General features: G+C 44.7%; 18 protein-coding genes. 10 read left to right on the top strand and 8 right to left on the bottom strand.

Features of this window, described 5'->3' with window-relative positions:
• The first annotated feature begins 45 nt into the window (after positions 1-45).
• The gene (locus VER99_RS18700) at positions 46-1,617 is read left to right on the top strand and encodes an arylsulfatase (protein ID WP_014235095.1); all 1,572 of its coding nucleotides are present in this window, start codon (positions 46-48) and stop codon (positions 1,615-1,617) included.
• A 162-nt stretch (positions 1,618-1,779) separates the two neighbouring features.
• Here VER99_RS18700 and VER99_RS18695 read toward each other — a convergent pair whose 3' ends face one another.
• A complete protein-coding gene (locus VER99_RS18695) occupies positions 1,780-2,781 on the bottom strand; it encodes an arginine deiminase-related protein (RefSeq protein WP_020335020.1) in 1,002 nt (333 codons plus the stop codon).
• Positions 2,782-3,271: 490 nt separating this feature from the next.
• On the opposite strand from VER99_RS18695, the gene VER99_RS18690 reads away from it, so the two are divergent.
• A complete protein-coding gene (locus tag VER99_RS18690) occupies positions 3,272-3,475 on the top strand; it encodes a hypothetical protein (RefSeq protein ID WP_014235097.1) in 204 nt (67 codons plus the stop codon).
• A gap of 334 nt (positions 3,476-3,809) precedes the next feature.
• Entirely contained in the window at positions 3,810-4,517 is a 708-nt protein-coding gene (locus tag VER99_RS18685) for a hypothetical protein (RefSeq protein WP_024372628.1), read from the top strand.
• A 70-nt stretch (positions 4,518-4,587) separates the two neighbouring features.
• Here the strand turns inward: VER99_RS18685 and VER99_RS18680 are convergent, their stop codons facing one another.
• The 6 genes from VER99_RS18680 to VER99_RS18655 all read right to left on the bottom strand — a co-directional run bounded on the left by VER99_RS18680 (position 4,588) and on the right by VER99_RS18655 (position 13,106).
• The gene (locus tag VER99_RS18680) at positions 4,588-5,064 is read right to left on the bottom strand and encodes an Lrp/AsnC family transcriptional regulator (RefSeq protein ID WP_006740877.1); all 477 of its coding nucleotides are present in this window, start codon (positions 5,062-5,064) and stop codon (positions 4,588-4,590) included.
• 524 nt (positions 5,065-5,588) lie between these two features.
• The gene (locus VER99_RS18675; protein ID WP_014235099.1) at positions 5,589-5,837 is read right to left on the bottom strand and encodes a hypothetical protein; all 249 of its coding nucleotides are present in this window, start codon (positions 5,835-5,837) and stop codon (positions 5,589-5,591) included.
• A gap of 574 nt (positions 5,838-6,411) precedes the next feature.
• A complete protein-coding gene (gene putP, locus VER99_RS18670; protein ID WP_020335025.1) occupies positions 6,412-7,905 on the bottom strand; it encodes a sodium/proline symporter PutP in 1,494 nt (497 codons plus the stop codon).
• 136 nt (positions 7,906-8,041) lie between these two features.
• Positions 8,042-8,749 (bottom strand): 1-pyrroline-5-carboxylate dehydrogenase, encoded by a 708-nt coding sequence (locus tag VER99_RS18665; RefSeq protein ID WP_020335026.1) that lies wholly within the window; start codon positions 8,747-8,749, stop codon positions 8,042-8,044.
• A gap of 11 nt (positions 8,750-8,760) precedes the next feature.
• Positions 8,761-11,907 carry a bifunctional proline dehydrogenase/L-glutamate gamma-semialdehyde dehydrogenase PutA gene (gene putA, locus VER99_RS18660; protein WP_020335027.1) on the bottom strand — a complete coding sequence of 1,049 codons (3,147 nt, stop codon included), beginning with the start codon at positions 11,905-11,907 and terminating at the stop codon, positions 8,761-8,763.
• A 386-nt stretch (positions 11,908-12,293) separates the two neighbouring features.
• A complete protein-coding gene (locus VER99_RS18655) occupies positions 12,294-13,106 on the bottom strand; it encodes a helix-turn-helix domain-containing protein (protein WP_020335028.1) in 813 nt (270 codons plus the stop codon).
• 762 nt (positions 13,107-13,868) lie between these two features.
• Here VER99_RS18655 and VER99_RS18650 point away from each other — a divergent pair.
• Positions 13,869-14,588 (top strand): helix-turn-helix transcriptional regulator, encoded by a 720-nt coding sequence (locus tag VER99_RS18650; RefSeq protein WP_024372625.1) that lies wholly within the window; start codon positions 13,869-13,871, stop codon positions 14,586-14,588.
• Positions 14,589-14,655: 67 nt separating this feature from the next.
• Here VER99_RS18650 and pdxH read toward each other — a convergent pair whose 3' ends face one another.
• A complete protein-coding gene (pdxH, locus tag VER99_RS18645) occupies positions 14,656-15,291 on the bottom strand; it encodes a pyridoxamine 5'-phosphate oxidase (RefSeq protein ID WP_014235106.1) in 636 nt (211 codons plus the stop codon).
• 278 nt (positions 15,292-15,569) lie between these two features.
• Here pdxH and VER99_RS18640 point away from each other — a divergent pair, with 278 nt between their 5' ends.
• The 6 genes from VER99_RS18640 (at position 15,570) to VER99_RS18615 (ending at position 25,057) form a co-directional block, all read left to right on the top strand.
• Positions 15,570-17,420, top strand: coding sequence for a sensor histidine kinase (locus VER99_RS18640; RefSeq protein ID WP_024372624.1), 1,851 nt, complete (start codon positions 15,570-15,572; stop codon positions 17,418-17,420).
• On the top strand, positions 17,413-18,639 hold the full coding sequence (locus VER99_RS18635; RefSeq protein ID WP_020335031.1) for a sigma-54-dependent transcriptional regulator: 1,227 nt from the start codon (positions 17,413-17,415) through the stop codon (positions 18,637-18,639). The genes VER99_RS18640 and VER99_RS18635 overlap by 8 nt, the downstream gene beginning before the upstream one ends.
• 169 nt (positions 18,640-18,808) lie before the next feature.
• Complete coding sequence (locus tag VER99_RS18630) at positions 18,809-20,200, top strand: HlyD family type I secretion periplasmic adaptor subunit (RefSeq protein ID WP_014235109.1); 1,392 nt, start codon at positions 18,809-18,811, stop codon at positions 20,198-20,200.
• A gap of 125 nt (positions 20,201-20,325) precedes the next feature.
• A complete protein-coding gene (locus VER99_RS18625) occupies positions 20,326-21,009 on the top strand; it encodes a transglutaminase-like cysteine peptidase (protein ID WP_020335032.1) in 684 nt (227 codons plus the stop codon).
• Between the two features lie 5 nt (positions 21,010-21,014).
• A complete protein-coding gene (locus tag VER99_RS18620; protein ID WP_014235111.1) occupies positions 21,015-22,928 on the top strand; it encodes a bifunctional diguanylate cyclase/phosphodiesterase in 1,914 nt (637 codons plus the stop codon).
• A 14-nt stretch (positions 22,929-22,942) separates the two neighbouring features.
• Complete coding sequence (locus VER99_RS18615; protein WP_020335034.1) at positions 22,943-25,057, top strand: type I secretion system permease/ATPase; 2,115 nt, start codon at positions 22,943-22,945, stop codon at positions 25,055-25,057.
• Positions 25,058-25,330 lie beyond the last annotated feature (273 nt).

The following is a 25,330-nucleotide window of genomic DNA, read 5'->3' as shown; positions in this document are numbered from 1 at the left end:
GCACTATACTGATTTGGACAGTCAGTAGCATATGGAAATTAATCTATGAAAATCAAATCAATTGCAGCAATGATAGGAGCAGCTTTACCAGTAACGGCTCTGGCCGCTGAAAAGCCAAATATTGTGGTAATTTTCGGCGATGATATTGGTTGGCAAAACGTCAGTGCGTATGGCATGGGTACGATGGGATACAAAACACCGAACATCGACAGTATCGCCAATGAAGGCATCATGTTTACCGATCACTATGCCCAACCTAGCTCTACTGCAGGCCGTGCAGCATTTATTACCGGGCAATACCCGATTCGTTCGGGGATGACTACTGTGCAGATGCCCGGCGGTACTCTAGGGATTCAAAAAGGATCGCCTTCCCTGGCTGAGGTATTAAAAGAAGCAGGCTATGCGACCGGACAATTTGGTAAAAACCATCTGGGTGACCAAAACTTTTCCCTGCCAACTGTCCATGGTTTTGATGAGTTCTTCGGCAACTTATACCACTTAAACACCCAAGAAGAACACGAACAGAGAGATTTCCAAAACTTCGCCAAGGAATATTCAGGCTCAGTTGAAGAGTACGAGAAAAAATTTGGTACTCGTGGCGTGTTACATTGCTTCGCTACAGAAACCGAAGACAAAACGGTTGAGCCTAGGTTTGGGGCTGTTGGTAAACAAAAATGTACCGACACAGGCCCTCTGGGTCAGGAGCGTATGAAGAACTTTGACCGTGAAGAAATGCTGCCGGCGGCGGTCAACTTTATCGATAAATCCATAAAAGACAACAAGCCGTTCTTTACTTGGATAAACACCAGCCGAATGCACTTGTACACACGCTTAGATGAAAAATGGCGCTACGCAGCAGAGCATCTTACCAGTGAATATGATGTCTACGGCAGCGGCATGATGCAGCACGATGATGACATTGGTTTTTTACTGGAAGAACTTAAAAAAAGAGGCTTAACAGAGAACACCATCATCGTCTACTCAACAGATAATGGCCCAGAGCACTCATCGTGGCCTCATGGTGGTACGACACCATTCCGCGGTGAAAAAATGACCACCTATGAAGGTGGGGTTAGAGTACCGACCATGGTCAAATGGCCTGGCGTTATTCCTCCAGGGCAAGTACTGAATGGTATTCAAGGACACCAGGATCTCTTTACTACTTTAGCCTCTGCCGCGGGGGTTAAAGATGTTAAAGAGAAAATGATCAAAGAGAAAAAACAGTACATCGATGGTATTGATAACTTAGCGTACTGGAAGGGTGAGTCAGACAAATCGGCCCGCAACTCGATTTTTTACTATTTTGAAAGTCAGCTGTCAGCGATTCGCCTTGGTCCTTGGAAGTTCCACTTTGCCATTGCCGAACACTACTATGACAACTTATTACCTTTAGCTAAACCTAAAGTGTACAACTTACGTGCCGACCCATTCGAAAGTTATGATTCAGTAGACTCAAACGGTCACTTAGCTCAGAAAGTCTCTTGGATGCTTGCACCTGTAAGTGAAATGATGGCAGAACATGTCCAAAGCTTAGTGGACTATCCTCCGACACAAGGCGGTACGACTTTTGATATGTCTAAAGTGATAGAAGATGCAATGAGCGCTTCGCAGCAATAACATTCTCTGAATATCAATGCAAAGGGCGAACTATTTCCTGTTCGCCCTTTTTTAGTACCAAATTAACCTGTACACCAAAGAATATGTGGCAGACAGAAACAGTTTCGCCAACCCTTCAAAAGGATTGGCGAAACGTTTAGAGCTAAATTAGTTAGTAAGTACTTACAGCATAGCTTGACGGCTTGGCAAGAAGACTTCACCCAACATACAGCGAACAGAACCACCACCGATAGATTCGATTGTCGTCACATCAAACGGCAGTAACTTACCGTGCGTCGCTAACTGGTTTCTTTGTGCTGGTGAAAACGCATCGTATGCCGATTGAGACATCGCAATCACCTTGTCACCATTCACGGTTTCCAGTTGAAGGATGTTGCCGCAAAACTGATTCATCTGCTCAATCGAAATCGAGATCACTTGCTTGTCTTTCGCCAGTGATTTCAGCACAAAGCGACGCTCGAACTCAGGGATTACTTCGTCACAGATAACACAGAACTGTTCACCTACCGCCATCATTACATTGGTATGGTAAATCGGTGAGCCAGAAGGCAAACGTGTTTGGAATGAAATCACGCGATCGTAGCCAATACGATTTGCATAATCTTCCAGAACTAAACGGTCACAGCGCTGAGAAAGTGCCGCATAAACTGTCTTGTTAAAATGATCAAAAATCATCACACCAGTACTTTCCAGATACGCCTGATCGTTAACGTATTCGGTTAAGCTAGCTTGCTGTGATACCTCTCGTCCCGCTTTCGCTAACGCGGCGACAAGAGCGTCTGGACGAACTTCTTTCTGACGGTTTTCACACGCCATCGGGAACGTATATAAGGTCCCATCACACGTTGTACTAAACCAGTTATTCGGGAATACCGCATCTGGCGTCGCAACTTCTGACAGAGGATAATCAAACTCCACCACCTGAACGCCTTCCTGGCGCAAGGTTGCTACCATCGCAGCAAATTCAGCCATGGTTTTTTGAGAAACTTCTTTCTGGCTGAGTGACACCTGATTCTGAAACTCGTTGTCTCTCGCAGTTTCTTCGTTAAAGCGAAATTCTTTAGGTGGCACCATCACTACGCAGTTTGCGGTATGGCGCAGAGCACTTTGTGTGCTTTCTTCGTTCCCATTTGCAAATTGGGGTACTGATTCGTGTAATAGCATCCGATACATTCCTTCTCACTAGAATGAGGAGATTGTAAATACATTGTTAAGTAAGGTTTTACTGTTTTCACGATTATTTTCTCCATCAAAAAGGAAAATTTACTGCTAAACCCCAAAAGACCAGAAAAAATAATTGCCACCTTACAGGCTTAATTTTTTGTGTTACACGGGTTACAAATCGAAAAAATCAGTGTTACGAACTCAAATTATAGCCAATTACACAGAGTTAGCTTAAAGATATGCAAGATTCATTATCAAAATTGCTTTAAACATCAGAAATCACAAACAGACAGTGCAAAATAAAAAACCTTAAAATGTGAATATAAATTCAGCAAATAAAATGGCGAAACAAGATATTTTCAAAGAAAAGACCGATCACCACAAATTGAAGATATGGAGACAGGAATGATGCCAAAAGAGCCAAAGGCAGCTGTGGTTTTCTTATTATCTAGAGTAAGGATAATCATAGAGAGCGTATAGATTCTCGGATATGAAACAACATGACACGATAAAGGCCGTACTATTCTGCTACTATCTTGGCTCATTGCGTATCCACAGCGATGAACACCTTACAGAGTCTCTGACTGGATCATTTATCAAGCTACGTTTTGATAACCAGCTATACTCAACAGACGGCTGGTTCTACCCAAACCACGATAAGTGGTCGCAGGTGATTAAACTGATAATAAGGTAATTGGCTTATGTGTAAATGTGGTTCAATGCAGATCGTACAACTTAAACCGAGTTGGACTGACAAGCTATTTGGCTACTCAGAAAGATGGAAATGCCAACTTTGTTGTAAGATCTACCGCATCTAAAAATACAAAAATGACACTTAGATTTTCTAAGAAAAAGCAGTGACCCGACAATGATTGTCGGGTTTTATTTTTTTATCTCTCTAATAAATCTTCAAATCATTTCCACATCCTAGAATCAAGTCCTCCCCGCTGAATCTAGCATCTCGAGGTAATTTAGGTATAAAATCACGCCACTTAATTCACTGCTAATTTCTTACATAACTGGTCACTATGAACAAAAGTTTGTTAACGAATGTCCTCGCAATCATATTGATGGGTGCTGGCCATCAACTTCAAAACAACTATCTTTGGTATGCAGGTTTATTTGCCTTTTCTGGAGCTATCACCAACTGGTTAGCCATCCATATGCTGTTTGAAAAAGTACCCGGGTTATACGGTTCTGGTGTTATTCCGGCACGATTTGAAGAATTCAAACTCGCCATCAAGAACCTGATGATGGAGCAGTTCTTTACTGAAGCTAATATTGACCGATTCTTGAATAAAGAGATGGCGGGCGGTGCGAGCATCAACCTGCAACCTGTGATTAATAAGGTGGATTTCAATCCTGCTTTTGATTCTTTGGTGGAGGTGATCGAAGGCTCTCAGTTTGGTGGAATGCTGGCGATGTTTGGCGGTTCAGAAGCGCTTCAGCCAATGAAACAACCCTTTGTAGAGAAGATGCAAGAATCCTTAGTTGAGCTAAGCCAAAGCGACTCAGTAAAAGAGGCGCTGAAAGAACAGTTTGAATCACCTGCTATGATGGATGAAATCAAACAAAACATCGAAAGCATTATCAATCAGCGCCTCAGCGAACTAACACCAGCCTTAGTGAAAGAGATGGTGCAGAAAATGATTAAAGAGCACTTGGGCTGGCTTGTTGTTTGGGGTGGTGTTTTTGGCGGCGTAATTGGTGTGATTACGACCTTCATCAGCTTCTAATCAGCTAATATTCTGAGCACAATTGACAAAGGAGCCAAATGGCTCCTTTTTTGATTGCATCAGATTAAGCTTAACCCAACAGCTCAGGGTTCACACCAAATCCGGTTTTATGTTCTTCTATCACCACTTCACTGCGTGTCTGAATTACTCCCGGCAGGGTGCCAAGCTTGCTCGACATAAATTCCTGATACGCTTTCATGCTTTTGACGCGAACTTTAATCATGGTATCGAAATCCCCGGAGAGCGAATAACACTCCTCGATTTCAGGCATCAACTCAACCGCCTTGGCAAATTTCTCAAATATCGAGAAGCTGGTTTGATCTAGACGAATGTGAATGAACACTTGCACGTCCAGACCCAATTTTTCTGCATTCAGCTCCGCATGATAGCCATTGATATAGCCTTCTTTTTCTAGTCTTTTAACCCGATCAGAACAAGGCGACGTCGTTAGATTTATCTGCTTTGCTAGTTCAACAACTGGAATTCGGCCTCGTGAATGAAGCACTCTCAAAATATGCAGGTCAATCCTGTCCAATTGATAACTCATCAACCACACCCTAGTCATATCATATGGAGGCTCACCATAATCGTTAGTAAGGCATTTGCAAACTGGCAAATGACTAACGTGTGAAACCAGCTTTGTTTTTGTATTGGATACGCATAAAAAGCAGACGCCAATGCCCACCAGCCCACCGTCATTGATACCAATCACGGTGAATCTCTCATTTTAGCTCAGGTTAACTAAAAATAGCGCAGGGGAAAAAAACGAAGAAAAAGCCTGAAGATGGATGAGAGACATTGTGGTTCATGCTTGGGAGAGCAACACGAATTGCGCACGATTTGTCGATGCATAAAACAAAGGAACATGGCTTTGAAACACACGTATTGAGCCAGATTCAAAGAAACAACAGAGAGATAGAGGCTACAACTTATTTAAACCGTTTGAGCGAGCCAAGAGCTCTACATCACCGTTTAACAAAGTCACAAAACTCTAGCACCTAAATGTACTCGCTATTACTGTTCGACTCGCATTTAGGGTCAGCGCACTTTAACGAAAAACCATCGACTCAACTACATAATTGCAGACGTTTGTCTTGTCGGATGTGACACCACTTCGCCAATCGCGCGGTGATTACAACGACGACAAAAATACTGAGGTTCCATCTCATAATAATGTTCACCCGAAACGAACTTCGCCATCAACTGTGTAAAGCTCAGAACTTTGCCAGTCAAGGTTTCAACTGGCTGCGACTCACAACGTCTCATGATGACCTTATGTTGAGTCGACTTTCTACAAGCTGAGCAATAAATATCCGGCATTTCTTTTTCTCCCAATTTTTCCTGTGCTACTGATAATTGACATATTTTGTTCAAAATAATTCCACATTAAAAAATACCCTTTTGAGTTTTGTGTCCTACCTCCAAAAAACAGGGTAATGTATTTATAAAATTGAGACATTGCTCAGATGTCAATTTTTGTTGTTATTTTGTGAAATTTAATGCCAATTACTGTCAGAACTTGATGAAACACACATAACCAATTGTTGAATATCACTATTTTTAAAACCATTCCTAAAGCTAACTGTTAGAAATCCCCCAATTAACGCTACTTTAAGTGGAAAATTCACGCGGTTAACTACATATTTAGTACTAACTTTCACTTTTTATTCAATGATATAGAGCCTTTATGCTGCGTCCTAAATTACTATCAAGATGTCAGCGAATGCCCTAGAAAAGGAAAACTACGGTTGCCGTTTGAGGAGGAGTTCTCAAAACATAAAAGGAAGGAAGAGTAAAAGTACGGTGAGAATGTCTGGGTGTACAGTTGCAAAATTCAGGCAAAAATAAAGCCCGCTTTGAAGCGAGCTTTATTGGTTTCATCTGTGACTAGAAATTAGTCCAAATCAATCAATTTCTGTTTGTATGACTTGTGTTGCTCCAATACGTCGTGCGCAGCACCACCAGTCATTTTACTTACTACAAAGATAGCCAATGTAGAGAAGATGATTCCCGGTACGATTTCGTAAACATCGAACCAACCGCCTGATAGCTGTTTCCATAGAACGATAGTCACACCACCAACCAGAATACCTGCCAGAGCGCCGTTACGGTTCATACCGCTCCAGTAAAGGCTAAGTACTACTGCTGGGCCAAATGCGGCACCAAAGCCTGCCCAAGCGTAAGATACAAGTCCTAGTACTGAACTGTCTGGTGTCATTGCCAAGAACAGAGCAAGCAGAGAAATCACGATCACGCCTACACGGCCAACCATTACGATTTCTTCTGAAGATGCGCCTGGTTTAAATACTTGCTTGTAGAAATCTTCTGCTAGAGCTGAAGAAGAAACAAGAAGCTGAGAGTCTGCTGTACTCATTACCGCTGCAAGAATCGCTGCAAGCAGGATACCTGCGATAACTGGGTGGAATACCGTGTTAACCAGTAGCATGAAGATTTTCTCTCCATCTTCTAGTTGAACACCAGAGTGATCACCAACCCATACAAGGCCAACAAGACCTACAAGCATTGCACCCGCCATTGAAAGTGCTGTCCAACCCACTGCGATACGGCGTGCAGTCGTCAAATCTTTGTTTGAACGAGTCGCTTTAAAACGCGCCAGGATGTGAGGCTGACCGAAGTAACCCAGACCCCAAGCTGCCAGAGAGATGATCGCGATAGCCGATAGTGGCTCACCTTTCACATCACGCCAAAGCGTCAGTAGTTCAGGGTTGATGTTATGCATATCTGATGAAAGCTGGCCTAATCCACCGTCCATCACTGCAACAGGCACGATCATCAGTGCTGCAGCCATTAGCAGGCCTTGCACCAAGTCTGTCCAAGATACGGCTAGGAAGCCACCGAATAGTGTGTAAGAAACCACACACACCGTGCCAATAATAACCGCATAGGTGTAATCTAGACCAAATACTGTTTCAAACAGTTTGCCCCCTGCTACCAAGCCAGAGCTGGTGTAGAAAAGGAAAAATAGAAGAATGAAAAACGCAGAGATTGTCTGGATCAGTTTTGATTTGTCGTTGAAACGACGTGACAGGAACTCTGGCAATGTCAGCGCGTCAGTCTGGATACTGTAAGTACGTAGACGTTTTGCACTGATTAACCAGTTCGCCCATGTACCAACCAGCAGACCACCTGCTAGCCAAAATGCCTCGATACCCGCAGCATAAGCGTAACCTGGTAGACCAAGTAGCAGCCAGCCACTCATGTCTGAAGCACCTGCAGATAACGCAGCAGGCCACGGACCTAGGCTACGGCCACCTAGGAAGTAATCAGATGAGTTAGCAGTCCTCTTATACGCAATAACGCCAATGGCAACCATGATTAATAAATACGCCACAAAAGTGGACGTGATAGCAATGCTATTTTCTATCATTAGATAGTCCTCGTTATAATTATTTCCTTCCTTGTCTTCTTTGATATTTTGCCATCTCAGCAATACAACAAAGCAAGAGACACCAACCTGAAACGGTTCTCAGGGGAGCTATTCCAAATTGGTGTCACAAGTCAGGTTAGTGAGTTTCGTTCCCCAGCTCGAGTAGAGTTGCGTTACCACCCACCGCGGTAATATTTATCGTTCGAGTACGCTCAGTAATAAAGCGTAACGACAGATGAGGATCATGAGCCAATTTCGGTGACTCTAAATCCGTTTCAGAAACTAAGCCGACGATGGCACCATCGCGCTTAGCCAGTTGAAGATTGAGCGCGTGCTCAACCTTAGAATGCCCAACATAACCCACACTACGTACATCACTCTCAAGCAACGGTGCTGAGGCGTCATACGCAACTACCTGGACTAAGTTAGATGGGAGGTTCGTCGACGATACCGCTTTTGTCACCAGTTGGTTTAGTTCGATATTGTCGCTGCAAATCACAACACTGTTACCAGCAATTAAGGCACAGGTGATCATTGCAAATGCACTGTATAACGCGTTAGTCGTATTTTCGGTGTTGTTTTCACAAATCACCAAAGCTACGCCACGACCTGCAGCATACAGCTCGTTAGTTTCACCAGTAGGCCCTACTAACTGATGAGTTTCTGCAAGAAGTGCTGACGCCTGTTGCAAGTGGTATGAAACCACTTTTGCTACTGTGGCATTGTGCCCTTCTAGTGCAGATTTAAATGCCAGCGCGTGCTCGCATTTGTAATCAAAATCGGTCAGATTCCACTGTTCCCACGCAGAAAATGCATCTTTAAAATATGTGATCTGATGAACCATAATGCGACTCCTTATGCGTTCTCTGCTTGAGCAACTATTTGTTGAGCAAGAACAGGTTGAGTAAAGCGGTACAAGTAGTGAGGACCACCAGCTTTAGGGCCAGTACCAGACAAGCCTTGACCACCAAAAGGTTGAACACCTACTACGGCACCAACTTGATCTCGGTTGATGTAGCAGTTACCAACACGAGCGTGTTTTTCAATCCAACGGTAAGTGGTTTCGTTACGACTATGGATACCCATGGTCAGACCAAAACCCGTTTGGTTGATTTGCTCAACAACGTTTGGTAATTCAGACGCTTTAAAGCGAACAATGTGTAGAATTGGGCCAAATTGCTCTTCTTTCAGCACATCAATGCCTGAGATTTCAAACGCACTTGGTGATACAAAATCACCGTACTGACACGCTTCGTTAAGGTTCAACTCAGCCACTTTCTTCTGAGTTTTGCTCATTTGCTCAATGTGAGCCTGAAGTTTTTGCTTCGCATTTTGGTCGATAACCGGACCAACATCGGTTTCATGCAGATACGGTAAGCCAACTTTTAGCTCATTCATCGCACCTTGGATGAGCGTGATGATTCGATCCGCAACGTCTTCCTGCACAAACAGTACACGTAGTGCAGAACAACGTTGACCAGCTGATGCAAACGCAGAACGAATAACATCACGTACAACCTGTTCTGGCAGCGCTGTACTGTCTACGATCATCGCGTTCTGACCGCCTGTTTCTGCGATAAACGGAACAGGTTTCGCTGTGCGCTCTGCCAATGTCACGTTGATACGCTGTGCAGTTGCTGTCGAACCGGTAAATGCCACACCAGCAATCGCATCGTGAGAAGTCAGTGCATGACCGATTTCACCACCGCGACCAGGAAGCAATTGAATAACACCTGCAGGGAAGCCAGCTTCCAGCATCAGTTCAATTGCACGAGCTGCAATCAAGCTGGTTTGTTCAGCCGGTTTCGCTACCACTGTGTTACCAGCAACAAGTGCTGCTGTGACCTGACCAAGGAAAATCGCCAGAGGGAAGTTCCATGGGCTGATACAAACAAACACACCCAAACCTTCACGGCTCGAAATACGTTTAACGCCGTCAAAGCCTTCTAGCTCGAATGGTTTTAGATTTTGAGCTTGCTTCGCGTAGTAACGACAGAAATCCACCGCTTCGCGCACTTCGTCGATGCTATCGTGAATCGTCTTACCTGCTTCCTTGTGACAAATCGCCACCAACTCAGCAAGATTCTCTTCCATCAAATCAGCAAGTGAGTCTAAGCACTGTGCTTTCTGCTCAATCGCCGTATCTTTCCACGCAGGGAAAGCACTTTGAGCCGCTTGAATTGCAGAGGACACATGATCGAGCGTAGCAAAAGCGACTTTACCTGCTTCGATACGACGATCGTATGGCGCAGTAACGATCTCTGCAGCGTTATCCTTGATCATGCTTTCAGCGAAAGACTCACCATTGATCACAGGACCAGCTGTCCATGTGTTGTTCAGGAAGCTTTCAACTTGGGTCTCAAATGGTTTAGCTTCACTTTCGATATCAACGTTTACGCCATAAGAGTTCTTGCGCTCTGGGAAAATACCCGATGGCAATGGAATCTTGTCGTTGTTCAACGTATCAAAACCAGTCAGCACATCCACAGGGTGATGCGTTAACTCGTAGATAGGGCAACGAGCGTCGACCAAACGGTGTACAAACGAGCTGTTTGCACCGTTTTCTAACAGACGGCGAACCAGATAAGGAAGCAGGTCAGCATGGCTACCAACTGGCGCGTAGATACGCACTGGCTGGCCGTATTTAGCCATCACATGGTTGTAAAGTGAGTCACCCATGCCGTGCAGGCGCTGGAACTCATAATCTTTGTGCTGCGCCATGACTGCAATTGCCGTCACAGTGTGCGCGTTGTGACTCGCAAACTGCGGGAAGATATTGCCACGTACGCCGTCACTCAATAGGAATCGAGCACAAGCTAGGTAGGCAACGTCCGTCGCTTCTTTACGAGTGTAAACTGGGTAGTTGTCGTAGCCAGCTTGCTGAGACCATTTAATTTCGCTGTCCCAGTAAGCACCTTTAACCAAACGCAGTGGGATAAGATCGCCCTGCTCTTTCGCTAGCGCATTTATCCATACTAAGACAGGAAGAGCACGCTTCGAGTACGCCTGAATTACCAGGCCAAACTTGCCCCAGCCTTTCACTAGGTCGCTGCGGTAGACTTTCTCAAATAGTTTTAAAGAAAGCTCAAGACGATCGGCTTCTTCTGCATCAATCGTAATCGCTACATCTACTTCAATCGCACGTTTTAGCAACTGCATTAACGAGTCGTACAACTCGGTCATGACACGCTCTTCATTTGCAACTTCATAGCGTGGGTGCAATGCAGAAAGCTTTATAGAAATAGAAGGTGCTGGGCTGGTATCGCTGCCGTAAGTCTCTCGACCAACCGCTTCGATAGCCATTAGGTAATCTTTGAAGTATTTATTCGCGTCAGCTGTGGTCAGCGCCGCTTCACCCAACATATCAAATGAGTAAGTGAAACCTTTGTCGCGCATCGGGCGACCATTTTTTTGCGCTTCTTCGATTGTGCGGCCACGAACAAACTGATGACCCATGATCTTCATCGCCTGATACATGGCTTTACGAATCACAGGTTCAGAGAATTTGTTCACCAGACGGTTTACAGCCTGACTTGGGCTCTGGCTGCCTTTTTCACCAAGACCAACCACTTTACCCGTCAGCATAAGACCCCATGTTGACGCGTTAACGAAAACAGAGTCTGAATTTTTCAGGTGAGATTTCCAGTCCGCAACACTTAGCTTGTCTTTGATCAACGCATCAGCAGTCGCAGAATCAGGGATACGCATTAATGCTTCTGCAAGACACATCAACAAGATACCTTCTTGTGTATCTAAGCTGTATTCCAGCAGCAGGGCATCAATCATCTGGATTGACTTCTTATCGGCACGAATGGCTTCGATAAGTTGGGTCGTTTGGATAGTGATCGCCGATTTTTCTTCCTCTGTCGGCGTCGCTAGCGGCAATAATTGCTCTAGCCATTGAGACTCGTCCACCATATACAATGGCGAGATCAGTGACCACAACTTATCAAGCGGCTGCTCGATAAACTCCGGTGTCAACACGTTTGTAGCTGTAAACATGTGTGTTCCTCAATCTCACTCCTCGAAAACCGCTTCGAGGATCATCAATGGCTGGCAGTGTATTTTGAGGCCGACAAGAATACTTGTCAAAAACTACGGTATTTTTGCTAAAAACTCGCTTTTATAACAAAACATCCACACAATCACGCTCAAATAGGTAATATTTTGTATCGGAAATTTTAATTTTTCTGGCTTATTAACAACAAAAAACCAACGATATCAATAATATTGTTCGTAAGCCCGCGGTCCTAACGGAATAACTCAGGACAGAATGCTGCTTTAACGTACAACTTGATGAAAAATGAAGAGAAAAGAGATCTAAATCACACTAATAAAAAACAAAAAACCATGCTAAAAGCATGGTCTTGAGTAAAAATCTTTGGAATTTATCCAATCTGTTTCTTATATTGTGAAGGCGATAATCCCTGAAGACGAGTGAAAGTATGGGTGAACGTACTTTGGTTAGAGAAACCTGTGAACTCTGCAATTTGCCCCAGCGATAGCTGTCCTTGATTGATTAACTCTCGCGCCATATCAATGCGTTTACCCAAAACATACTGATGCGGTGTAATTCCCATTTGCTCTTTGAATAAGCAGTGGAACTGACTTTCACCTAAAAACACTCGACCAGCGAGTTGAGCAACACTGATCTTATGGCTTAAATGCTGCTCGATGTAGCGGTCGATCGCTTCCAGATCAAAACGGGACTCTTTGCGGCTGGTTTCAAAAGCGGAGATATGGCGCTGCATCAGTGCGATGACCGTATCGTTACAAGCACGGCTCAATAACAGATCTTCTGGGTGACTGCGCATCTCCTGAACCAGCATCTGTATCAGCTTCTGAATTTGACTATCTAGCTTGAAGTACAGATGCGAACGCTCCAAATTGTTGAGTTTATCCAACATTTCCGGATCGTCATTGGTCGGTTTTGGCATATTGAGTACCAAAATATCTGACTGATTTATCACCCCTCCGAAAGCATGATCAGAGCAAGCGGTTACCACGCATCCCTGACCCGGCCCGACGAGATTTCCCTTCCCGCGCACTTCAAATTCAGCTTGTCCTTTCAACCCAATGACAATCTGAGTATAAGAATGATCATGGCATTCCATATAAGATGGAAGCGTGATCAGTTCTGCAGGGCGAGGCAGCATAATATCTTTATATAGCGGGGCTTTCGGGTTATCTGAATCAGTCATTTCACACAGTCATCTTAAGCGTGAGGCTTACAATCACGCATGATATACCTTCTAGGGAAGCTTGCAAATCTTCCACACATTAATCGGACAAGATCAAAACACGATGATCAACATGAATTACATGATCATCGTTCCGGAACGATGATCATGTTGGTTCAAACTACGGTTAACGACAAACCAATTTTGATAGTAAAAACGGATAGATAGCGAGCACTGTTGAATGTAACCACCATTATTAGTAAAGATCCTCACTTGCGATCGGACGCTTATGTAGACTCAATCTACTGAGCGAATAATCGATGATGAAGATTCTCTTAAATCATTGCTCATAGAGGGAATTCCCCCCTTACTTATATTCTACCGATTCAATACATTAGACCGAGAACTTTAGGGAACATCCCCCTTAAGATCTAGGTATCTCGTTGATACCTCTAATTTACCTAGCAGGCCCTCGCTACGTAAATTAGAACCTCTTCTACAAGTCAATAAGATTAATATCTTGTGTTGCCAGCCCGTCTTCAGGCTGGCTTTTTTTATATGAATGAAAACAATAGCATAAGCTGATATCATATTGACCATCTAACTGTATCCTCTCGTTAACTATCATTTTGAGAAATCTTAATCACGCCCGTCCCAGCGCCAACCCGTTTTAGCGACACGACGAAAGCATGATCAAGGGACACTCTTTATGTAAATCGGTAAAAACCGAGACGCGAGCTTATTAACCTGAAATTACTCAGTCAGAGAGTAGTGAGTCCTGTTGTGAATATCCCAGTCAATAGCATAGAACAGTCACTCCTTCGACAACTTCCCGGTTGTTGGGGGTGCAAAGATAAAGATTCCGTGTTCCGTTACGTTAATCAGGAGTATGCCGAGCTAATAGGCCATACCAGCCCCGAACATTGTATTGGTAAGACTGACTTCGACATGCTAAGCCCAACCACTGAGTGTGCAGAAGAGTTTCAACGTCAGGATAAATACGTTATGGAGACTGGTGAGTCGCTGAAAATTCTTGATATTCATCCCTACCCAGACGGACACTGGCGCGCCCACATTTTTACTAAAACGCCTTGGCGAGATGAACAGGGAAATACCTTGGGTACCATCTTTTATGGAAGAGAATTGACCGACACGGCAGTTATCGAAGTGGGCTATTGGGTTTGCCGAGCGGTCGAAACCGATCCGAATCAGCAATCCATATTCCGTTTCTCGAATCTAGACTCCAAGGCCGTGACACTCACCAAGCGTGAGCAAGAAACGCTTTTCTTGTTACTTTACGGCAAGAAGCCGCAGTTCATTTCCCAAGTAATGGGGATTTCGACCAAAACGGTTGAAGGTCACGTCGCTCGCCTGCGCAACAAATTTGATGCGAACAGCAAAAATGAGTTGATTGATAAAGCGATGGAAGCTGGATACGGCTCTGTGGTACCGAAGACCTTACTGAAGCATCAGCTTTCTGTTGTTCTCAATGGTGACAGATAAAAGTAGCAGATAGCAAAACACCGCCGAGGTGGCGGTGTCTTTCAGTCAAATAGCCTGATGTCGTGGACTATGGCGCTAAGCGATCGATGTCCCATTTACCGTCATGCTGCGAAAACAAGAAACGGTCATGCAGTCGATGCTCCCCACCTTGCCAAAACTCAATGCTTTGCGGTTTCACTCGGAAGCCACCCCAAAATGACGGCACTGGAATTTCGCCTTTGGCAAACTTTTGTTTTAGCTCAAGGAACTTACCTTCTAGTACGCCACGAGCCGAAATACGACTGCTCTGCTTACTGGCAATGGCAGCAAGTTGACTTTCTTTGGGGCGAGAAGTGAAGTATTTCATGTTTTCCATCGCGGTGAGCTTTTCGGCAACGCCAGTGATGTGAACTTGTCGTTCAAGAGGGTGCCAAGGAAAATGCAGACTGATGTTGCTGTTATGCTCAAGTTGTTGAGCCTTACGGCTACCCAGGTTGGTGTAAAACACAAAGCCATTTTGATCGACATTTTTCAGCAGCACAATACGCTGAAACGGCATGCCATTCTCATCAACCGTTGCCACCGTCATTGCGGTAGGATCAGTTAACCCCGCTTCAACCGCTTGCTGCAGCCACAGGTTGAATTGATCAATAGGATCCGCCGCCAAATCTTTACGACGCAGACCACCTTTCGTGTATTCACGACGAATATCAGCAAGTTCCATCTTTACTCCTTCACTATTTTTTGTCGATTGTGCTCTCGATAATAAGGAAATACAAGGACATCAATAGTTATGTCTCGTAATCGCTGCGCCTCACAGCATCATCAGATACCTTCTGATAAACTAGGCCTCAAGTGACTTATTTACCTTAATAACTTTAAGATGCAGGGAATATATCGAGACTATCAGAATCAATTATGATTGATTCATTAATCCCGCGTCTGAACCCAAAAACTCTCGCCGCCCCAATTAGGGATAGCGTTATAACTGGTGAGCCAAACGTGAACTTACTCAATCCCAAAGCACTTCGCCACTTTTTATTACTCCTGTTTGCTGTTGGTCTCACAGGGCTTGCTCTTACTCATCATTACGCAACTCAGTATCAACATGATCAATGGCAGCATAAACTCGAAAACCAAGCCTCTCTGGTATCGCAAGAAGTCGACTACGAGCTGGCTAAATTTGAGCAAATTCCTAATCTGTTAAGCCACGATCCAAGGTTGCTCAAAGCGGTACAGCAAGGCACCGCGTCTGATGAGCTTAATGTCTTACTGGAAAACTGGTTAAAACAAAGCTTAGCAGACACGATTTATGTGCACGACAGCACAGGGTTGGTCATTGCATCAAGCAACTATCAGCAATCGGATTCGTTTGTCGGTTCCAGTTTCAGTTATCGCCCCTATTTTCAAAATGCGCGACGCGGACAAACGGCTCAATATGTCGGTTTGGGCGTTCGCTCGAATAAACGCGGTTACTTTTTCTCGTCACCACTTTGGGTCGATGACCACGTCGCTGGCGTAATTACCGTTAAAGTGAATCTGGAACAGTTGGAAAAGCGACTCGCTCAAAACGGCACCGATGTTTTGATTGCAGATAAACATAATGTTGTCTTCATGAGTAACTTGCCCGAGTGGCGCTACAAAGCACTGTACCCTTTGACCCCAGAAGCGATTGATGCGCTGACTCAAACCCGACAGTATGGTGATACCCTGCCAAAGTATAACGGGGCACTTACTGCGCAAAGCAATGCCGACGACTTCTCAGGCAACCAGCTTTTGTTGTCGCCAAATTATCTCGCTTATGCGACCGAGCTGTTAGACAAAGGTTTTCGAGTTATCGCACTGATAAATCAAGATACCGTTCTTGCTGCTGTTCTACAGGCGGATGCCGTTTATCTGATCCTTTACGCTCTCATCGCTTTGATTGCACTTGCCTGGTTTCAAATGCTGGTCAACAAAGCCCATCTGGCCAATCTCAATGTCAGTTTGGAAGAAAAAGTCGTTCAACGAACGGTTGTGTTAAGCGAAGCGAATCAAAAACTGCAACAGACCATCCGCCAATATGAACAGAGCCAGCAAGAGCTTAAACAAACACAGCAGGAGTTGACCCAAGCGGCGAAACTGGCGTTATTGGGAGAGCTTTCTGCCAGCATTAATCATGAAATAAACCAGCCTTTAGCCGCATTGAGAACTTACACTGAGAACTCCCAACGTCTGCTGGCAATGGAACGCTATCCGATGGTCGCAGACAACTTGGAGAAGATGCTGACTTTGAATGACACCATTTCCGAAGTCATTGCTCGCCTCAAAGTCTTTACCCGTAAAACCGATCAAAACTCTTTCAGTGAAGTATCGATACTGCATGATGCTGTACACAACGCCACCAGCATCTTAAGTAACAAACTGATTAAACAGGGCGTCACGCTGAAAGTACCCGAGATCGATAGCAGTTTGCGTTTAGCCATTCACAGTGTTGAATTGGAGCAAGTCTTGATCAATATCTTTCACAACGCAGCGCAGGCAATGGATGGCTATTGTATCGATCCGCAAATTTCGATTGCCGTTCAATGCGATGACTCGAGCTGTGACATTCTGATTTCTGATAATGGTCCTGGTATGTCCGACGAGGCATTAGCGAAAGTCTTCGACCCATTTTTTACCACCAAACCTGAGGGGTTAGGACTCGGTTTGACCATTTCTAAACGTATTTTAGAAAGCTATCAGGGTTCGCTCAGCGCCTTTAATCATAACAGCGCTACAACAGAGCAGCGCGGCGGCATGACCTTTGTGGTCAACATTCCGATGACCAAGCCATACACAACCACTCAATTAATGGAAAACGATCATGCATAACCCTGTTTTCTTCGTAGACGATGAACCTCATATTCGAGATGCGGTTTCTCAGGCCCTACTTATCGAAGGTATAGACGTCACTTGTCTGCCAAATGCCGTCGAAGCGTTACGCGTGATCGATCCAAACTCCCCTGCCGTCATCATTACCGACATTCACATGCCAGTGATGGATGGTCTGGAGTTCATGCGAACCTTGCTGAGCAAAAACAAACACTTTCAGTTTATCGTGTTAACCGGTCACGGAGATGTCAAAACTGCAGTTGAAGCCATGAAAAGTGGCGCGTACGACTTTCTGGAAAAACCTTTTTCAACTGATCAGTTAATGAAATCGCTCAATAATGCCGACGATAAACTCAATCTACTGCAAGAAAACATCTGGCTGAAAAAAGAGCTCGACATGCAAACGCATGTGGGTCCTAAAATGATCGGACACAGTAAAGCCATGGTAAATATTCGCCGGTTACTGATTAGCGTACCGACGAGCCAACCTTTGATATTCATTGGTGAAGACGGCACAGGTCGCAGGCTTGCCACACAGTTTGCTCATGATATACACGCTACCGCCGACAGTGAATTAATCGCGGTCTCCGGAGAAGACTTACCAGAGCTTTCTGTCGATTCGTTAGATAAAACCATTCAACATTTAACCGAAGGGAAAAGCCATTGCAGCTTATATCTATACAATGCAGAAAACCTTTCTTTGGAGCAGTGGCAGAGCCTATTTAACCATCCGAAACTCGAACGTGTCTTTGGTGCTGCGACACACCTAGAAAAAGACATCAAAAACATAGCAACGCTGATTCACTTACCCACCTTGGATGAGCGAAAAGAAGATATCGGCCCGCTGTACAAACACTTCGTACGCCATGCTGCCAGCCGTTATCAACTGCAACCACCACACATCAGCCTTGATGAAGTCAAATACATCACGGAATTGTCATGGCCTGAAAACATCAAACAACTGCGTCGCTTTGCAGAATTGCGTGCACTTAAGCCTGATACCTTTCGCATCGAAGATTGGAATAGCGACAAAAGCATCGAAATTCAGAGTATGACCCAACGCACAGAACACTTTGAATATTGTCTATTAATTGATGCTTTACAGCGGCACAGAGGCAGACTTAAAGAGGTTCAACTAGAATTACAGGTATCACGCAAGACCTTGTACGACAAACTAAAAAAACATCAGTTGGACAAAACAAAGTTCAAGGCGCTGTAAAGACGGAAGCAGCGCCCGTGCCACACGGAGAACGGTATAACGTTGGGTGATTAACAGGGGGAGACAATCCCTACACATTGATTCAGTCGAAGCAAAACGAGAACAAACGCATAAGACTGAACAGTAATTAGATCAAAAATATAATGAGCCATTGTGATCAGGGAATGTGATGGGCCAAAACAACTACAGCAAACTCAGCACTGATGAACTGGATTTTGTCGACGATAAAACCGCAGCTTTGCTTCTTAATACCCCCAGTAGCGCACGCTTGATGCTTTGGGTGATGATGTTTTTTTTCATTGCCGCTATTGGATGGGCCTCTTGGGCAAAAATAGATAAAGTGACCGTTGGCCAGGGCAAGGTCATTCCTTCTTCTCAAATTCAGGTCGTCCAAAACCTAGAGGGCGGCTTGGTCAAAGAAATTTTGGTGAAAGAAGGTCAGCTGGTCGAAAAAGGTCAACAACTCCTGTTAATTGACGACACCCGATTTCGCTCTGATTTTCGTGAACGAGAACAGCAGGTCGCGAACTTAACGGCTTCCGTTCTTCAGCTTTCAGCCTCGATCAGCAGTGTGGAAGTCAATCGAGATTTCGATACGGACAACTGGAAACAGAGTGTCGTTCTGGATTATGGCAAACTCACCTTTCCCCCCCTATTAGAAGAAAAACAACCACAATTGGCACAGCGTCAAAAAGCGGAATACCGTGAAAACTTAGATAACCTGCGTAACCAACTGTCAGTTATCGATCAACAAGTCCAGCAAAAGCAGCAAGATCTCGTCGAGATAGAAGCCCGCGTGAGAAACTTACGTCAAAGCTATCAATATGTGCGTAAAGAGCTCGATATCACCAAACCTTTAGCCGACGAAGGGGTGGTACCGCGTATTGAACTACTTAAACTACAGCGTCAGGTTAATGATACTCGCCGTGAAATGACGTCTAGCGAACTGAAAATTCCGGTACTCAAGTCCGCGTTGAGAGAAGCCATGCTCAAACGTATCGATGTCGCATTACAGTTCCGCTCAGAGCAACAAGAAAAACTCAATAATGCACAAGACCAACTTTCAGAGTTAGTTGAATCAGCCGTTGGCTTGGAAGATCGAGTCAATCGCACCGTGGTCAACTCGCCAGTGACAGGAAAAATAAAAACCCTTTACGTTAATACCGTTGGCGGTGTTATTCAGCCAGGAATGGATATCGTCGAGATTGTTCCAACTGAAGATACCCTTTTGGTTGAAGCCAAAATTGCCCCGAAAGACATCGCATTTCTGCGCCCGGACCTGCATGCCATTGTAAAATTTACCGCTTATGACTTTACCAAGTACGGTGGTTTGGAAGGCGAGCTCGAGCATATCAGCGCAGATACTACCCAGGATGACGAAGGCAACAGCTTTTATATTGTCCGGGTACGCACAGACAAAACTAACTTTGGCCAGGGTGCCGATTTACCGATTATTCCCGGCATGACCGCATCCGTCGATATCATTACCGGCAAGAGAACCGTTTTGGAATATTTGCTTGAGCCTATTTTGAAAGCCAAAACCAATGCGTTAAAGGAGTAGACGACACGTGGCACTCTGACTTCATACTGAATTTGCAACGATGAGTTTGTAAGTTGTTAAATAAAAAGTAATTATTTCTCACAGACGAACTCATTATAAGAGTACACTTGTGACGTAAATCTAATATGCAACCCATTTTTACACGTAAAGTCACATTACTATTTAGCTTAAGTTGTCTTTCGCTCCAAACAGGTGCGTTAAACAAAGAAGAGCAACAATGGGTCGATAGAGTCACGGCAGTGTACGGCCAACGAGCCGGAGTGCGTGTCAGTACGTGGAGAAACACACTGACTGAACTAAGCCATGTGGATACCCGAGAGAAACTCGCAGGTGTTAACCGCTTTTTTAATCAATTGTATTTCGTTGATGACAAAAAGCTTTGGGGTACGTCGGATTACTGGGCAACGCCCCTCGAATTCTTAGGAAGTAATGCTGGAGACTGTGAAGATTTTACCATTGCGAAGTATTTCTCATTACTTGAACTGGGTGTGCCTGACTCTAAGATGCGTTTGGTGTACGTTAAAGCCATAGAACTAAATCAGTTTCATATGGTGTTGGCCTATTACCCGACGGCCAGTGCAGAGCCGCTTATTCTCGACAACCTAAATGCAGAAATTGTCAGAGCCTCTAAGCGCCGCGACTTGCTACCGATTTACAGCTTTAATGGTACAAACCTGTGGTTAATAAAATCTTCTGCTGGAAACGGAGAACTGGCAGGGAAAGCCTCACGTTTGAGCCTTTGGAATGACTTACGCTCGCGCGAACGTAAGTTGCAGTTAAAAAAACCTAAAATTAAATATGACGAGTGAAAAACATGACCCTATATAAGAAGCTAGTAGTGGGAATGGTTACGGTCTTTGTACTCTTGATGGCATCAGTACTCGTAATCGAATTCAATACTACTCGAACCAGTCTGGAGCAACAGCAGCGTTCAGAGGTCAACAACACCATCAATACTGTCGGTTTGGCATTAGCTCCTTACCTAAAAGACAAAGATAAGGTTGCCGTTGAGTCGGTCATTAATGCGCTATTTGATGGCAGCACCTATTCCGTTGTTCGTCTGACATCGCTTGACTCAGATTACCAGATCGTACGTTCTTACCCAATCAAACCAAGCTCAGTGCCACAATGGTTTATCAACTTAAATCTCTTTAAAGCGATTCATGATAAACGTGTGGTGACCAGCGGTTGGATGCAGCTTGCCGAAGTTGAGATTATCAGCCACCCTGGCGCTGCCTATGAACAACTATGGAAAGGATTCATTGGTCTGTTATCTGCATTCAGTCTTCTCTTTCTGGCAGGTTTGATTGCTATCTCCTACATTTTACGACGTTCACTCAGACCGTTGGCGGCAATCGTACAGAAAATGCATGACATCGCGAATAATCAGTTTGGAGAACCGCTTACCCGCCCTAAAACCAAAGACCTGATTGCTGTCGTTGATGGTATCAACACCATGTCGGCTCAAATTGAGCTGTCTTTTAAAGAACAGGCGAAAGAAGCACAGCGTTTGCGCGCTCAGGCTTACCTCGATCCAATATCCAAGTTGGGGAACCGCTCGTTTTATATGAACCAGGTTGATCAATGGCTAGCAGAAGAAACACAAGGTGGTATCGCGCTACTCCATGCCGAATATATTGGCGATATTTACGAAACGAAAGATTACCAACGCGCTGATGCGCACGTAAAAGAGCTTTCTCAACGCCTTAAAAATACCATCGATGTTTCGGGAGCGACGATTGCTCGCCTATCGAGTGACGAATTCGGTCTTCTCTTCCCTCATATGGATGAAAGTGAACTTCGTCTTATGGCCGACAGCATCGTTAACTGTGTGAATGGGTTAAACACCGACCCAACGGGTCTTGCTAAACCGAAAGCAGCACTTGGTGTTGCCCATAGTAAAGAGCATAAAACCCACTCTGAAATTCTATCAATGGTCGATAATGCCCTGTCCAAGGCAAAAGCTCAGCCAGATAAGCCTTACGGATTTATCGGCAGCGATTCCCCATCTAACCTGATGGGTAAACAGCAGTGGAAAGCTTTGGTTGAAGAAGCGATTCACAGTGACTGGATCCAATTCCGTTTTCAGGCTGCTAAAAATACATGGGGTAAAGTATTCCACAGTGAAGTCTTTTCAAGTATTGAAAAAGATGGCGAAACGTTCCGTGCGAACCAATACTTATTCGCGCTTGAGCAGCTAGAAGCGACCAACATTTTCGATCAGTACGTGATCGAGTCAATGATCAACATGCTAGAGCGTGGAGACATCACCGATCCTGTCGCGATCAACATTGCGCAAAGTAGTTTATCTCAGCCTTCGTTTATTCGCTGGACAACGAGCATGCTGGAAAAACACCCTGAAGTCGCGCCTAAGCTACACTTTGAGATTCCAGAAGAGTGCTTTATTGAGAATCCTCACCATACCGCCCTGTTGTGTAATGCTATTCGTCAAGCGGGGGCAATATTCGGTGTGGATAATTACGGTCGAAATTTCCAGTCTCTGGAGTACATTCAGGAGTTCCGTCCAAATTACGTGAAACTCGATTACTTGTTTACGCATAATCTGCACGATGAAAAACAGAAATTTACGCTGACTTCGATCTCTCGTACCGCGCACAACTTAGGTATCACGACCATTGCGTCGCGTATCGAGACTCAAATCCAGTTGGATTTCCTTGCTGAACATTTTGTTGAAGTATTCCAAGGATTTATTGTCGACAAAGAATAGAAGGTTCAACTACGATGAAAGACCCTTTGCTGAATTCGCTGATCTACGTTAGCCGTTACTATGGATTAGCTAACTCGCCGGAAGCACTTGTTAACGGATTGCCGCTCTCTGAAGGCAGGCTGACTCCGTTTCTGCTTCCCAGAGCAGCAGAGAGAGCCGGGTTGGTCGCCAAAGAAAACCGTGGAGAGCTGGAGAATATCTCCAGCTTGATACTGCCAGCAATATTAGTTCTGAAAGGTGGTGATTCTTGTGTTTTAAATAGTCTTAACCCAGAGACACAAGAAGCGGAAATCACCACCTTAGAAAGTGGAATGGTGCCTATCTCCATTTCACTACCAGACTTACTTCAGCAATACGCCGGGCGCTACTTCCTGGTCAAAAAACAGTTCCGTTTTGATGAACGCTCGCCAGAGGTACTCAAAACCAATCAAGGACACTGGTTTTGGTCGACTTTATGGCAATCAAAACGCATTTACCGTGATGTATTTATTGCCTCGCTACTGATCAATATTTTTGCCATCGCTGCACCAATGTTTACGCGCTTGGTGTACGACAAAGTGATCCCTAACCTTGCCTTTGAAACCCTATGGGTACTGGCAAGTGGTGTATTTGTTGTCTTCTTATTTGATTTTATTCTCAAGACATTACGTAACTACTTCATCGATGTCGCGGGTAAAAAATCTGACATTCTGATTTCCTCGAAACTGTTTAGCAAAGTGATGGGAATTCGAATGGAATCCAAACCTCCTTCGGTTGGCGCTTTTGCTCGCCATCTACAGGAATTTGAATCTATTCGTGAATTCTTCACATCAGCAACCGTTAGCGCCCTCATCGACTTACCTTTCGCAATTCTGTTCTTAGTCATCATTTGGTTAATGACAGGTAACCTCGTATTCGTCCCTTTGGTCGGTGTCATTATTTTGGTTATTCACTCGCTGATAATTCAAAAGCCGTTGAGACGCTCGATAGAAGAAGGGTCGCGACTCGCTTCGCAAAAATACGCCAACTTAATTGAAAGCCTCTCCGGTATCGAAACCGTAAAAATGCTCAGTGCGCAAAGCCAATTCCAATATCGTTGGGAAGAAGCCGTAGCACACATGGCAAACTGGAATATTAAAAGCCGCCGTATCACGGACAGCATTCAAAACTCAGCAAGCTTTGTGCAGCAAAGTAGTAATGTCGGTATGGTCATTCTCGGCGTTTACCTGATTGCAGAAGGAGAGTTAACCATGGGGGGCTTAATCGCTGCGACGATGCTGAGTGGACGCGCCATCAGCCCGATGATTCAGCTTTCTTTGCTGTCGACACGCTACAATCAAGCGAAGTCTTCAATGACCATCATTAATCAGGTCATGGAGATGCCGGATGAGCAAGAAGAAGGAAAGCGTTACATTCACCGCCCTATTGTTCAGGGTAAAATTGAACTTGAACGTGTCACCTTCTACTACCCTAACTCGCCTGTCGCATCGATTCGTGATTTGAGCCTGACCATCAACCCTGGTGAGAAAGTCGCGATCATCGGGCGTATAGGCTCAGGAAAAACAACATTAGAACGTCTTATCATGGGGCTATATCAGCCTACAGAGGGACATGTGCGCATTGATGACACCGATATTGCTCAGCTTCATCACGTCGATATAAGGCGCAATATCGGCTGCGTACCACAAGATCCAACTCTATTCTTCGGTTCAATACGCGATAACATTACGCTCGGACGCCCTCTCACCGATGACCGTGATGTTATGGATGCCGCTAATCGTGCTGGAGTGACTGCATTTACTCAGTCGGATCCGGCCGGTCTGGAGCGTCAGGTAGGTGAAGGTGGTGCAATGCTATCAGGTGGGCAACGTCAGGCCGTTACCATCGCCAGGGCTCTGTTAGGGCATCCTCCGGTCTTACTGATGGATGAACCGACAAGCGCCATGGATAACCGCTCTGAAATGCACATAAAGCATCAGTTAGCCCAGTTGAAAGAGAATGAGACGTTGATTTTTATCACTCACAAGACCGCAATGCTTGATATCGTTGATAGGGTTATCGTTTTAGAAAAAGGCAGCATTATTGCAGATGGTCCAAAAGCTCAGGTACTGAGCGATTTGAAACAAGGTAAAGTGCGTGCAGTAAGTTAACGTGCCAATATCGCCCCTTAAACACCGACTGTTTACGGGGCTCGCTCTATCTGAACCCGAAATAGTTCACCTCTTCCAAGAATACCCAGATAAGCACGAAGCCAACAATAACAGCCAACATCATAATCGCTTTTTCATCTTCTTCCATATGCCTCATCTTATTCCACCTCGCAGATCTAAGCACCCTCGCTTCGTTAATCAAGTGAGATAACTTGCTGTCATAACTAGGGTCTGTTGACCTTATTAGATTAGCAGTAGAAAAGCGCGAATTCC

The organism is Vibrio natriegens NBRC 15636 = ATCC 14048 = DSM 759 (assembly GCF_035621455.1).
Lineage (GTDB): Bacteria > Pseudomonadota > Gammaproteobacteria > Enterobacterales > Vibrionaceae > Vibrio > Vibrio natriegens.
Note: the sequence above shows the minus strand (reverse complement) of the source record. Positions and strands in the feature narration are given on the sequence as shown.